This window comes from Marinobacter salsuginis (assembly GCF_009617755.1).
In the GTDB taxonomy this organism is placed as follows: domain Bacteria; phylum Pseudomonadota; class Gammaproteobacteria; order Pseudomonadales; family Oleiphilaceae; genus Marinobacter; species Marinobacter salsuginis.
Map to the genome: position 1 here is coordinate 161,648 of NZ_BGZH01000005.1, position 12,438 is coordinate 174,085.

At 57.0% G+C, this 12,438-nt stretch carries 12 protein-coding genes; 5 read left to right on the forward strand and 7 right to left on the reverse strand.

Annotated elements, in window-relative coordinates; genetic code table 11:
- Positions 1–311: 311 nt before the first annotated feature.
- Genes hemL through GJU83_RS18290 form a run of 5 tightly spaced genes read right to left on the reverse strand, consistent with a single transcriptional unit; the run spans position 312 to position 5,265 of the window.
- Positions 312–1,592, reverse strand: coding sequence for a glutamate-1-semialdehyde 2,1-aminomutase (gene hemL / locus GJU83_RS18270; protein ID WP_153634907.1), 1,281 nt, complete (start codon positions 1,590–1,592; stop codon positions 312–314).
- 15 nt (positions 1,593–1,607) lie between these two features.
- Complete coding sequence (gene thiE, locus GJU83_RS18275; protein ID WP_153634908.1) at positions 1,608–2,267, reverse strand: thiamine phosphate synthase; 660 nt, start codon at positions 2,265–2,267, stop codon at positions 1,608–1,610.
- Positions 2,264–3,022, reverse strand: a complete 759-nt coding sequence (gene thiD, locus GJU83_RS18280; RefSeq protein WP_153634909.1) for a bifunctional hydroxymethylpyrimidine kinase/phosphomethylpyrimidine kinase — start codon at positions 3,020–3,022, stop codon at positions 2,264–2,266. Before thiD ends, thiE begins: the two co-directional genes overlap by 4 nt.
- A 41-nt stretch (positions 3,023–3,063) precedes the next feature.
- The gene (hemJ, locus tag GJU83_RS18285; RefSeq protein WP_153634910.1) at positions 3,064–3,486 is read right to left on the reverse strand and encodes a protoporphyrinogen oxidase HemJ; all 423 of its coding nucleotides are present in this window, start codon (positions 3,484–3,486) and stop codon (positions 3,064–3,066) included.
- Positions 3,487–3,489: 3 nt separating this feature from the next.
- The gene (locus GJU83_RS18290; protein WP_153634911.1) at positions 3,490–5,265 is read right to left on the reverse strand and encodes a chloride channel protein; all 1,776 of its coding nucleotides are present in this window, start codon (positions 5,263–5,265) and stop codon (positions 3,490–3,492) included.
- Between the two features lie 154 nt (positions 5,266–5,419).
- On the opposite strand from GJU83_RS18290, the gene argC reads away from it, so the two are divergent.
- The 4 genes from argC (at position 5,420) to erpA (ending at position 8,118) form a co-directional block, all read left to right on the forward strand.
- Positions 5,420–6,457: an N-acetyl-gamma-glutamyl-phosphate reductase gene (gene argC / locus GJU83_RS18295; RefSeq protein ID WP_153634919.1), complete on the forward strand. Its 1,038-nt coding sequence runs from the start codon at positions 5,420–5,422 to the stop codon at positions 6,455–6,457.
- A gap of 16 nt (positions 6,458–6,473) precedes the next feature.
- Entirely contained in the window at positions 6,474–7,214 is a 741-nt protein-coding gene (locus GJU83_RS18300) for a DUF6776 family protein (protein WP_069184836.1), read from the forward strand.
- Between the two features lies 1 nt (position 7,215).
- Positions 7,216–7,701: a bactofilin family protein gene (locus GJU83_RS18305; RefSeq protein ID WP_153634912.1), complete on the forward strand. Its 486-nt coding sequence runs from the start codon at positions 7,216–7,218 to the stop codon at positions 7,699–7,701.
- Positions 7,702–7,785: 84 nt separating this feature from the next.
- Positions 7,786–8,118 carry an iron-sulfur cluster insertion protein ErpA gene (gene erpA, locus GJU83_RS18310; RefSeq protein WP_205632679.1) on the forward strand — a complete coding sequence of 111 codons (333 nt, stop codon included), beginning with the start codon at positions 7,786–7,788 and terminating at the stop codon, positions 8,116–8,118.
- A gap of 11 nt (positions 8,119–8,129) precedes the next feature.
- Here the strand turns inward: erpA and GJU83_RS18315 are convergent, their stop codons facing one another.
- Positions 8,130–9,227, reverse strand: coding sequence for an anhydro-N-acetylmuramic acid kinase (locus GJU83_RS18315; protein ID WP_069184823.1), 1,098 nt, complete (start codon positions 9,225–9,227; stop codon positions 8,130–8,132).
- A 7-nt stretch (positions 9,228–9,234) separates the two neighbouring features.
- The gene (locus GJU83_RS18320) at positions 9,235–10,644 is read right to left on the reverse strand and encodes a M23 family metallopeptidase (RefSeq protein ID WP_153634913.1); all 1,410 of its coding nucleotides are present in this window, start codon (positions 10,642–10,644) and stop codon (positions 9,235–9,237) included.
- Between the two features lie 304 nt (positions 10,645–10,948).
- On the opposite strand from GJU83_RS18320, the gene tyrS reads away from it, so the two are divergent.
- Positions 10,949–12,151 (forward strand): tyrosine--tRNA ligase, encoded by a 1,203-nt coding sequence (gene tyrS / locus GJU83_RS18325; protein ID WP_069184837.1) that lies wholly within the window; start codon positions 10,949–10,951, stop codon positions 12,149–12,151.
- Positions 12,152–12,438 lie beyond the last annotated feature (287 nt).

Genomic DNA, 12,438 nt, shown 5'->3' on the forward strand with positions numbered 1-12,438 from the left:
GATGTTGTGTTTGTTATTCAAACTGCGGCTCAACCTAACGGGTTGCTCCAGAGACTTCCTGCTCGTACTGCATCTGCCTTGGGGCAGACCGAGTGCTTCCGTGCGCTGACTTGATTCTTGTGTTTGTTAGATTGGTGCCGTCAGAGCATCTCGGTAGAGATTAGATCAACATTTGATCAGACGGGATGGTAAGTCAACGGCACAAAAGGCCAGGGAAGGGTGTTCGCCGTGGAATTGTGATGGCTATCACATCGGTGGCCCCGCAGGACATGTTCCGACCTGCGGGGCCACCGATGGGGACAGCGGAAATATCAGAGCGTAGCCATGACCTTTTTGGCTGCCGCTACCGTATCGGCGATGTCCTGTTCGGACAGTGCCGCTGTCGTAAAGCCTGCCTCAAAGGCGGATGGTGCCAGATATACGCCTTCCTTGAGCATGCCCTGGAAGAACTTCTTGAAGCGTTCGACATCACAGCCCATCACCTGGTCAAAGCGGGTAACAGAGCTTTCCTCGGTGAAGAAGAATCCGAACATGGCTCCGGCACTCTGGACCGTCAACGGGATGCCAGTGGCATCAGCGGCCTCTTTCAGGCCGTCGCGAACAGCATTGGTTTTCTCGGTCAGCCGGTCGTGGAAACCGGGCTCGGAGATTGCATTCAGTGTTGTCAGGCCGGCGCACATGGCCAGGGGGTTGCCGCTCAGGGTGCCTGCCTGGTAAACCGGTCCCAGTGGTGAGATGTGTTCCATGATTTCCCGTTTGCCGCCAAAGGCGCCGACCGGAAGCCCGCCACCAATTACCTTGCCCAGTGCGGTGAGGTCCGGGGTTACGCCATACAGCCCCTGGGCGCCGCCTAGGGAAACTCGGAACCCGGTCATTACTTCGTCGAAGATCAGCACGGTGCCGTGCTCGTCGCACACTTCCCGCAACCCCTCAAGGAAGCCGGGGACCGGCGGGATGCAGTTCATGTTACCTGCCACTGGCTCAACGATAATCGCGGCGATCTGGTCGCCCATCTCCCGGAAGCATTCCCGAACGCTGTCCATGTCGTTGTAGGTCAGCGTGATGGTGTGCTCAGCCAGGCTGGCGGGGATGCCCGGGGAGTTAGGTACGCCCAGGGTAAGGGCGCCGGAGCCTGCTTTGACAAGCAGTGAATCCACATGGCCATGGTAGCAGCCCTCGAACTTCACGATCTTGTCACGACCGGTGTAGCCCCGGGCGAGTCGAACGGTGCTCATGGTGGCCTCGGTGCCTGAATTCACCATGCGGACCAGTTCGATGGAGGGCACCAGTTCGCAAACCTTCTTGGCCATTTCGGTCTCGAGGGCAGTGGGTGCGCCATAGCCAACGCCCAGATCCACTTGGGCGTGCAGGGCATCCTTTATGCGCTGGTCACCGTGGCCAAGAATCATGGGGCCCCAGGAACCGATGTAATCGATGTAGCGCTGATCGTCTTCGTCGTACAGGTAGGCGCCCTGGGCGTGCTTGAAGAAAAGGGGCGTACCACCGACACCGCGAAACGCCCGGACCGGAGAATTTACGCCACCGGGGATGTATTTCTGAGCCTGTTCGAACAGGGTTTCGGAGTGCGTCATGGATCTGGGCTCCTGTTATTCGGGAATTGAAAAAAGTGGGTGATGGCTTGCGAACAAGCGCTCGAAGGCTTTGGCTCGCAGCTCAATCTCGTCGGCAGTACCGCCAAACAGGCCACCAACCACGGCAAGCATATCGGCCCCGGCGCGGATCAGTGGTTCTGCGTTTTCTGCAGTGACGCCGCCAATGGCCGTCAGTGGGCGCCCGAAACTCTTGGCTTCGGTTAACACGCTTGGGGCTGCAGCCGGTGCTCCGGGTTTGGTCGAAGACGTATAAAAGCGCCCGAAGGCCAGGTAGTCGGCGCCTGCTTCCAGCCCGGCGCGCGCCAAAGCCAGATCGGCGTGGCACGTTATGCCGATAATCGCCTCCTCGCCGAGAAGCGCGCGGGCAGCTGCCAGTGAGCCGTCGGTTTGCCCCATATGGACGCCGGCAGCGCCCACACGTTTTGCCAGATCCGGGTCGTCGTTGATCAGCAAAGGCACACCGGCATTCCGGCAAACAGCTTGCAGGTCATTTGCCTGGGCAAGTCGTACCGCCATGGGCGCGTGTTTCTCGCGATATTGTACCATGACGGCACCGCCGCGAAGCGCTGCCTCGACCGATTCGATCAGTGTTTCGGGTGGTGTGAGCACGCTGTCGGTGATTGCGTAGAGGCCCGGACGAAGCCCTTTGCTCATCGTTCCCACAGAATCCCTCGGTCCGGTACCGGTTGGCCTTTGCCAACGTCCAACGCGTGGAGTATGGCGCGATGGACGTAGTTCTGGGCCTGCGAGATGGCCGCGCGTGGAGACAGGCCCGAGGCCCTTCCGGCCGCAATGGCCGCGGCCAGCGTGCAGCCCGTGCCATGGTACTCTCCGCCGATACGTTCGACCTCCCAGCGCATGGGGTCAGGTGCGTGATTGTAGAGGGTGTTGATAATGTGAACGCCGGTACCGTGCCCGCCAGTGGCCAATACCGATTCGCACCCGCTTTCCAACAGGTTGTTGGCAGCTTGGTCCGGGTTATCGCTGCCCCCGAGCATCGCCAGTTCAATACCGTTTGGCGTAATCATTTCTGCCAGGGGAAACAGCTTCTCTTTCATGGCGCTAACCAGCTCGTCATCGGCCAGGTCGCCGCCACCCGCAGCTTTGATCACCGGATCGGTAATCACGGGTACGCCTGGGTGTTCACGGATGAAATCCACCAGCACATCCACCACTGCCGCATTGCCCAGGGCGCCGGTTTTGATGGCGTGAATGGGGGTATCGTCAGCAAGGCACCGGAGCTGCTGGCGAATCAGCTCGGCGGAGACCGGCTCGGCGCCATAAACGTTGCGCGTATCCTGAACCGTGAGGCAGGACAGAACGGGCAAGGGGTGGCAGCCCAGCGAGGTGACTGCCTGAATGTCGGCCTGGATGCCGGCGCCGCCGGAGGGGTCGAGGCCGGAAAGAATCAGAACCTGGGGTCGGGTATAGCGTTTAATGACTCAGCTCCTCAAAACGGTTTGACAACAGCCAGGATGACGACGGCCAGAAGGATCAGGACCGGCAATTCATTGAACCAGCGGTAAAACACATGGCTTCTGGTGTTCTGGTCGTCCCGGAAGACCTTTACAAGGTGCCCGCAGTAAAAATGGTAAATGATCAGAATGGCCACCAGAAGCAGCTTCGCATGCATCCAGCCCTGGCTGAAATAGCCAGTTGCATTGTAACTGATCAGCCAGACACCGAAGACGACGGTTGCGATCATCGAAGGTGTGGTAATGCCCCGGTACAGCTTCCGCTCCATGATCTTGAAGCGCTCACGGCCGGGCTCGTCCTCGCAAGCCGCATGGTAGACGAACAGTCTGGGCAGATAGAAGATGCCGGCGAACCAGCACACCAGTGAAATAATATGGAAGGCTTTCACCCACAGCATTCGTCAGCTCCGTCGGTATTGGTAGTAACTCTCGATATCGGCTTTCAGAACCACGCCATAAACGCGTTGGATCATTGGCGCCACGTGACGTTGTACGTAAAGGGCCTCGGCATTGGTTGCATCGAACTGGTCCAGGGCCTCCTCCAGAGTGGCCTGGTACTGCACCGGGGCAACGTCGCGACGATTGGCGGGAATGTCCATCAGGTCAATGGACTCCGGTGGTTCGATTTCCTCGTCGGCCACCAGTTTTTCCGTGTCTTCCAGATATCTCGCCAGGTCGACTGCCGGCAACAGTGCCGTGGGTCCGCTGCTGCCCTCAACCACCAGCCACTTTGGTTCCGATTTCAGGACCTTGCGCGCCTCTTCCACCGTCAAGTGTCGTTCAGTACGCAGGATGCTGCGATCCATGATGGCGCCGACCGACACCCGGCGCAGGGCCTGGATCACGGGAGAATTCTGGTAGCTCAGCCCCTGGTTCTTGAGAATGGTGAGGAACAGCGATTTCTTGCCGAAGGCCTCGCTGGTCACCAGGCTCGACGTGGTAATAATCAGCATGCCCGGAAGGATGATGTTGGGGTTCCGCGTGAGTTCCATGAGTGCCATCAGGGCGGCGAGTGGTGCCTGGAGCACGGCACCCATCATGGCACCCATTCCGAGCATCGCGTAAAAGCCAACCGACGAGGCGTGTTCCGGCAAAATCTGTGCGCCGATCAGGCCCATGGCGCCGCCCAGGGTTGCCCCCATGAACAGCGTCGGGCCAATCACGCCGCTTGGCATGCCCAGGCCGATGGAAAGCGAGGTAATGACCAGCTTGGCGGCGCCAGCACCCAGCAATAGCCAGAACGCCAGCTCACCGTTAATGGTTTCGTTGACGGTGTCGTACCCGATACCCATGGTCTCCGGAATGAAAATGGCGAAGGGCACCATCAGAAGGCCCGCAATGGTAATGCGCAACAAAACCGGACGGTGGTGGTGCTTGCCCATGGTGTCCACCAACTGGATAAACAGCGCGGCGGCGATGCCGATAATGACGGCAATGGCCAGTATCCAGGGGATCTCCATCAGCGAGTTCATGGTCAGCGCCGGTACGCTGAAGGCCGGTTCCGCGCCATACACTGCCTGAGTCACAATCGCTGCGCTCACCGCCGCCAGAATGATTGGCGTGAAACCCGCAATGGTGTATTCCATCATCACCACTTCCATGGCGAAAATAACCCCGGAGATCGGCGTGTTGAACGAGGCCGAAATGGCCGCCGCACAGCCGCAGGCCACGAGCGTCCGGATGCTGTTGTTCGGCAGACGCATCCATTGCCCCATCAGACTCGAGAAGGCGGCACCGAGGTGCACGGCCGGCCCCTCGCGCCCCGCCGATTGGCCGCTGACCACAGTGGCCACTCCCGAGATAAACTGCACCATGGCGCTTCGCATGGAAATGTAGCCCTGGTGGTAGTTCAAACGCTCCATAACGTGAACGATCCCGACCTTGCGGTCGTGTGTGGCCAGCCGGTGCATCAGCAAGCCCAGCCCCAGAGCGCCGGCCAGAGGGAGAATCCCCCGGGTCAGCAGGTCCAGTTCCTCGAAGGATTCGGAACCTTCTCCCGGCAGGAAATGTTCGAGCGGCCACTCGATGGCCAGGCGGAATACGAGTATGACGCCTCCGGTAAACAGCCCGGAGAGAAGGCCGAGCACGGCCAGTTGCGGTAATGCGTCAACACCGGACAATCGGCGCCGGAAAACGGGAATCAGATGCTCGGTAATCTGGTGCCAGATTTTCTGCATGAGGCCAGAGTTCCGGTGGATTTGGATGGACGGTCAGAAAGATTCTGACAACATTGTAACGGTCGCCTTGAGGGCTGCAATAAGTCATTGGTTTATCATGGTAGACTACGGCGTCAAAGCTATTAATTCTGATACGACGTCGCTGGAGAAGATGGTGATTAAAGTAGGCATCGTTGGTGGCACCGGTTACACCGGTGTGGAACTGCTGAGAATCCTCGCGGTTCACCCTGAAGTTTCGGTCAGCTGTATTACCTCCCGGTCTGAGGCGGGCATGCCGGTAGCGGACATGTACCCGAATTTGCGTGGCCACTATGACCTGGCGTTTTCCGAGCCGGATGTAGCCGTGCTTGGAGCCTGCGACCTGGTTTTCTTCGCCACGCCTCATGGTGTGGCCATGCGAATGGTTCCGGAACTGATGTCGGCCGGCGTGCGTGTGGTGGATCTTTCTGCGGATTTCCGGCTTAAGGATCTTGATGTTTGGGCCAACTGGTATGGGATGGCTCATGAAAGTCCGGAATGGGCTGAAAAGGCGGTTTATGGTTTGCCGGAGGTGGTGCGAGATGAAATCCGGACAGCCCAGTTGGTTGCCAACCCCGGTTGTTATCCTACAGCGGTTCAGCTGGGCTTCCTCCCATTGCTGGAGCAGGGGCTGGTGGATCCTGCCCGGCTGATCGCGGACGCCAAATCCGGCGCCAGCGGCGCAGGCCGGCAGGGCAAGATTGGTATGCTGCATGGTGAGATTGGTGAAAGCTTCAAGGCCTATGGCGCCTCAGGGCATCGTCATCTGCCAGAGATTCGCCAGGGTCTGTCCGGGGCGGCCGGAGGTGATGTGGGCGTAACCTTCGTTCCCCATCTGATTCCAATGATCCGCGGTATTGAGGCGACGCTGTACGCGGAGCTGAAGAACCCGGCCGATTTTGATCGGCTGCAGACGTTGTTCGAGGAGCGCTTTGCGGACGAGCCGTTTGTCGATGTCATGCCGTTTGGTAGCCATCCGGAGACCCGAAGTGTGCGCGGGGCAAACCAGTGTCGTATGGCGCTGCACAGACAGGAGCATAGCAACATCGTGATTGTCTCTTCTGTCATCGATAATCTGGTGAAAGGCGCAGCAGGGCAGGCGGTTCAGAATATGAACATCATGTTCGGCCTCAAAGAAACCATGGGGCTTGAAGCCCCGGCGCTGCTGCCTTGATGCCCAGGGAAAGATCGTGAGCGAACAGCGAAAGCCGGCTGAAGAGTATGTCGTTATTCGCCATCGTCCCGGGTATCGCCTGCGCAGAACGGCCATCCTGCTGATTTTTACCGTTGTTGCGGCAATCGCCGGATATGCAACCGGCCTGGCTCAGGGTGGTTTCCGGTTTTCCAGCGCTGAGGAGTCAAACCAGGTGTTGGAGGATGAAGTCGAGGCCCTGCGAGAGGATTATCGCAAGGCCCGGCAACAGCTGATCAACCTGGAGCGAGGACGGGTCATAGATGAGCAGGCCCTGAATCAGGCTCGCAAAACCATTGTCGAGCTGGAAACCCGGATTGTGTCACTGCAATCGGACCTGACATTTTATAAAAATATCATGGCGCCATCGGAGACCAGCAAAGGCCTCCAGGTTGACAGTTTCACGCTGGTTCCGACCCGTAATCAGGATAGCTACGACTTCAAGTTGGTGCTGACTCAGGTCGGCAACAACAAGAGCTACATTTCAGGTGTCGTAGCGGTCAATGTCATCGGTTTGCGTGATGAAGAGAAAGAGGTCATCGCTCTGCGCGACCTTTCGGAGGACATAGCCGATCTCGGCGTGAAATTCCGTTTCCGGTATTTTCAGGACGTCGAAGGTTCCCTGAAACTGCCGGAAGAATTTGAGCCGCTGGAAATCCAGGTGGTAGCCCAGGCGGAAGGAAGAAAATCCTCGCAAGCCGAGCGCACCTTTAACTGGGACGATTTAACGGAGAACTGACATGCTTGGCAAGAAAAAGCAGAAGCCGCGCCGGCCCACTGGCCACTTTGACACACTTATTTCCTCACGAACGACTGTGGAAGGCGATGTGCATTTCAGCGGTGGGCTTCATGTGGATGGCCGAATTCGCGGGAAGGTGGTTGCCGATGAGGGCACAGATGCAGTACTGAGGGTCTCGGAGGTGGGCGAAGTGACGGGCGACATCAACGCGCCTCACGTCATCATCAACGGTACGGTAAATGGTGATGTCTACGCATCGGCACATCTTGAACTGGCGGAAAAAGCGGCCATCAATGGCAGCGTCTACTACAACCTGATCGAGATGGCGATGGGCGCCTCGGTGAACGGCAACCTGGTTCATCAGCGGGAGCCAGTCGGGCTGCTCTCCCAGGGTGCCAAATCTGCCGGTGCCGGCCCTAAACAGGCTCCTGCTGGTGATCAAACAGCGGAGCCCGAGGAATCGGGCGATGGTGGAAAGTCCGAATAGTTGATTGTTTTAGTCGGGAATACCATAATCGCGAGAGTTGTTCACGATTATCCGGAGGCGAACTTGAGCGCAGTTCAGCAACAAATGGCGACACCGCTGTTCTTCAGTGACAATGCCGTTGCCAAAGTACGTGAGTTGATCGAGGAAGAGGAAAACCCCGAACTGAAACTTCGCGTCTTTGTCACAGGTGGTGGCTGCTCCGGATTTCAGTACGGCTTCTCGTTTGATGAAAACCAGGATGAAGAAGACACCGTGATCGAGCGTGATGGCGTGTTCCTGCTGGTTGATCCGATGAGTTACCAGTATCTGGTGGGCGCCACGATTGATTATCAGGAAGGCCTGCAAGGGTCACAGTTCGTGGTCCAGAACCCTAATGCCAGCTCCACTTGCGGCTGTGGCAGTTCCTTCTCCATTTGATCCGGAAAACGTCAGGCGGGGTAGATGGCGCCCAGAATGCGTGGCCCGGCTGCTCCGGTGACTTCCGGGAGATTCCCGGGTTTTCCTTCCAGCGCCTGTTTTGCCAGCCATGCAAATGCCACAGGCTCTACCATCTGCGGGTCTAGCCCCAGTTCCGAGGTCAGTGAAAGTTGGGCTTCGGGCAGTGCCTTACCCAGCTCTTCCATCAAAAGCGGATTTCGCGCCCCGCCTCCGCAAACGTAAACCCGAAGGCCCCTGGTCTCAGGCAGTTGGTCGACGACGCTCGTAACGGTCAGTTGCAGCAATGTCCTTTGAATATCTTCCGCTGGAATCTCCGGATGGCGACCTACCAGTGTTCTGACCCAATCAAGATTGAACCTTTCTTTCCCGGTGCTCTTCGGGGGCGTCTTCGAAAAGTAGGCATCAGAGAGCATGTCTTCGAGAAGTTCCTGGTTGACCGAGCCCTCGAAGGCCCAATGGCCATCGCTGTCAAAAGGAAGTCCTGTCTGGTCCAGGCACCATGCGTCCATCAGTGCATTGGCCGGGCCGGTGTCGAAGCCGGTGGCCGGCGTGTTTTCACTGGCGGGGAGCCAGGTGATGTTGGCGATGCCACCGAGATTCAGAATGCAGCGGTTTTCCGTATTCGAGCTGAAAAAGGCCTTGTGGAAGGCAGGAACCAAGGGTGCCCCCTGGCCTTTCGCCGCCATATCCCTACGCCGGAAGTCGGCGACCGTCGTGACGTTCGTAGCTTCGGCAACCACGGAGGGATTCCCAATCTGGATTGAAAAAGGAGCCGTGCCGGAGGGTTGGTGCCGTATGGTTTGTCCATGGCTGCCAATGGCGCGAATCGCGGTTGGGTCAAAACCTGACTTTTGGATGACTTCGTTCGCGGCCTCGGAAAACAGCGTCCCGACGAGGGTGTCCAGCTCACCGACCTCGTCCGGTGCAGCCTGATTCTGGCTGGCAGCAAGCAGGCGATGGCGAATCTGGTCGGGGTAGGGAGTGGTATGCGAGGCGTGAATCGTTACGGTGTTGTTCTGAAAAGACACCAGCACGGCATCAATGCCATCCATGCTGGTGCCCGACATCAACCCTATCCAGGCTTCCATTCCTGGTTCAGTCGTCTGATGCCAGTGCGAGTTGCTGATAGCTCTCGCGGAAAACGTCGAACTGGGCGATTCGTTGTTCTGTGAACTGCTTGAATCGGGCCATTTCGGAAGACGGAATGGGTTTGGCATCCGGCAGCTTGACGGTGCGCGAATTGCGCGGAGACCCGTTCAGCCTGAACTCGTAGTGCAGGTGCGGACCAGTGACCATGCCGGAGGAGCCGACGTGGCCGATAGTCTGGCCCTGCTTGACCCGTGTACCATTCTTGATACCTTTGCCCAGGCGGCTCATGTGGGCATACAGGGTGGTGATGTTGTCACCGTGCTGCAGGATGACGGTTCGCCCGTAGCCACCTTTCCAGCCGGCAAATTTAACCCGCCCTGAACCTGCAGCCTTGATGGGCGTTCCGGGAGGTGCCGCGTAGTCGGTACCTTCGTGCGGGCGGACAACGTCTAAAACTGGGTGGCGGCGCTGCAAGTTGAAGGGGGAAGAAACCCGGGCATTAATCGGGGTCCGCAGGAAGGCTTTGCGCATGCTTTTGCCGTCCGGCGCGTAGTAATCGGCATCGCCATTGCTGTCGGTGTAAAGCAGGGCGAGGTTTTCTTCGCCACGGTTAACAAATCGGGCAGACAGGATTCGACCGGTATCGAACTTCTCGCCGTCAAGGTAGAGCTCTTCGTAAACCACTTCGAACTGGTCTCCCTTGCGGACATCGTAGACAAAGTCGATATCCCAGCCGAAGATACCGGCCAGCTCCATGGTCAAACGGTCATTCAGACCGGCTTCCCGTGCAGCCAGATAAAGAGAACCGTCAATGGTGCCTGATGCGAAAGCCGGTCGTGCTTCCGGTTTACGAATTTCGGTCTCGCCGGTGAAACTCTCACCGTTCTTTTTAATCTTCAGGGTTTCCAGGCGATTCCTTTGCAGATCAATCGCTGCAAGTGAGCCGTCTTCGGTTGTTGCAAAGCGAATAGTCTCGCCCGCGTAGAGTCGCTGTAGCTTGTCTGCCTCGCCATCACCGTGAATAACAGAAAGCATGATGCCGTCATTGAAGCCCGCCTTCTTGAACAGGGAAGAAAGGGTGTCGCCGGACTTGATCGCGAAGGTTTGCCAGTCGAATTCGGGCTCCTTCGGAGCGGCAGTTTGTTCCGGCTCTGCAACGCTTACCTGTTTGCTGGCTTCTACAGCCATTTCTGGCGCGGATGCTTCCGGCTGGGTTTCTTTGGCTGCACCGGCTGGCGGTGTTGCTTCCACAGTTGCTGCGTCGGTTTCGGAAACAGTGCCCTGCTCCAGATCCAGGGAGTAGGACATCCGCTTTGCTTCAACGTTGCTGCTGGGGCTCATAAGAATGGCAGCGGTAACAACAACCGTGGCCGCAGCAGCAATGGTAATGTGAGTTTTGGGAAACATTTTTAGCACGTATCGCACCCGTTTTAATCGGCATTACGGCAGCTTGTACTACCTAATTAAAGCTGTTGTTCAAGTATAGTCCAACAGATTACCGTATAAAATGCATGCGGGACAGCGTGGAACATTACGGTTACTGTTCCATCCTCCGGATTTCTTTCGACAGCGTTGTTATAATACGCCGCCCTGTAAACTCGGTGTTGGTCAATTTCTGGTCAGCTAACTTTAGCAGGGGAACAGGTAACTCACAGATTTCTTTTGTTGAACTCTGTAACTGACAGAATTTTTTCAGGATCAAAGCGGGGACGTGTTGTTCATGGCATCCATTGATGAAGCGTTGGCGATAATCAAGCGAGGCGTAGACGAGCTCATTCCGGAAGATGAGCTTATCGAGAAATTGAAAGAAGGTCGTCCGCTCCGGATCAAGGCCGGTTTCGATCCCACTGCGCCTGACCTTCATCTTGGTCACACCGTTCTAATCAACAAGCTTCGTCAGTTCCAGGATCTGGGGCACGAAGTGATGTTTCTGATCGGTGATTTCACCGGGATGATCGGTGATCCGACCGGCAAGAGTGCAACGCGTCCTCCTTTAACAGAGCAGCAGGTCGCCGAGAACGCGGTTAGCTATAAAGAGCAGGTGTTCAAAATCCTGGATCCTGAAAAAACGCGCGTCATGTTCAATTCCGATTGGATGAGCAAGATGAGCGCTGCAGATATGATTAAGCTGGCGGGCCAGTATACCGTCGCCCGCATGCTTGAGCGGGATGATTTCACCAAGCGCTACCGGGCTGAGCAGGCGATCGCAATTCACGAGTTCCTCTACCCTTTGGTGCAGGGTTACGACTCAGTTGCCATGGAAGCTGATGTTGAATTGGGGGGTACCGATCAGAAGTTCAACCTCCTTATGGGTCGTATCCTGCAGAAGCACTATGGGCAGTCGCCTCAAGTGATCCTTACCATGCCAATTCTGGAAGGGCTTGATGGTGTTCAGAAGATGTCCAAGTCTCTGGGGAACTATGTGGGCGTCAACGACTCGCCTGGCGAAATGTATACCAAGCTGCTCTCCATGCCGGATGATCTCCTGTGGCGCTACTTTGAACTTTTGAGTTTCCGGCCGCTTGCCGAAGTGGAAGGCTTTCGTGAGGCTGTTGCTGGCGGAGCGAATCCCCAGGACTATAAAAAGCTGCTCGCGGAAGAGATCATTACCCGCTTTCACGATGAGGAGGCAGCCCGAACTGCTCACAAGTCCGCCGGTAACCGGGTGGCGCTCGGCGAGATCCCTGATAATGTGCCGACTGTTGAGGTGTCATTGGAGGGGCAGGCCGAGATTCCGATGGCGGCAGTGCTTCGCCTCGCCGGTTTGGTAAAGAACGGGGCGGCGGCCAGGGATGTCCTGGGGCGCGGAGCGGTATTTGTCGACGGTCAGCAATTCGAAGGCGATCGGATGTTTGTAGAGGGTGATGATTGTGTAATCCAGGCGGGTAAGAAGAAGATCGCCCGTGTTCTGATTACTGCGTGACCGATTTTGGGCGATTTTGAGTTTTTTTCAGAATCGCCGTTGACACCCCCGGGCAGGTCTGTAGAATGCGCATCTCCTTCGAGGGGCAAGCCACTTAAGCGGCTCCAAATTCGAAGGGGCAACTGCTTGAAAGTGTTGAAGAAATTGAGTTTTAAAATTCTTCAGAAAGCAGTTGACAGGCAAGCAATTCACTGTAGAATGCGCGCCTCGAAATAAGCAGTAAGCCGGGTGATTTTTCGGCGCTTTCCGGGGACGGAAAACACCGAAAAATAAACGGTTGACAAGGT

What these genes read in the sequence shown, in the direction of transcription:
- hemL (WP_153634907.1), bottom strand. Translation starts at nt 1,592, where the DNA reads ATGACGCACTCCGAAACCCTGTTCGAACAGGCTCAGAAATACATCCCC.
- thiE (WP_153634908.1), bottom strand. Translation starts at nt 2,267, where the DNA reads ATGAGCAAAGGGCTTCGTCCGGGCCTCTACGCAATCACCGACAGCGTG.
- hemJ (WP_153634910.1), bottom strand. Translation starts at nt 3,486, where the DNA reads ATGCTGTGGGTGAAAGCCTTCCATATTATTTCACTGGTGTGCTGGTTC.
- GJU83_RS18290 (WP_153634911.1), bottom strand. Translation starts at nt 5,265, where the DNA reads ATGCAGAAAATCTGGCACCAGATTACCGAGCATCTGATTCCCGTTTTC.
- GJU83_RS18305 (WP_153634912.1), top strand. Translation starts at nt 7,216, where the DNA reads ATGCTTGGCAAGAAAAAGCAGAAGCCGCGCCGGCCCACTGGCCACTTT.
- erpA (WP_205632679.1), top strand. Translation starts at nt 7,786, where the DNA reads ATGGCGACACCGCTGTTCTTCAGTGACAATGCCGTTGCCAAAGTACGT.
- GJU83_RS18315 (WP_069184823.1), bottom strand. Translation starts at nt 9,227, where the DNA reads ATGGAAGCCTGGATAGGGTTGATGTCGGGCACCAGCATGGATGGCATT.
- tyrS (WP_069184837.1), top strand. Translation starts at nt 10,949, where the DNA reads ATGGCATCCATTGATGAAGCGTTGGCGATAATCAAGCGAGGCGTAGAC.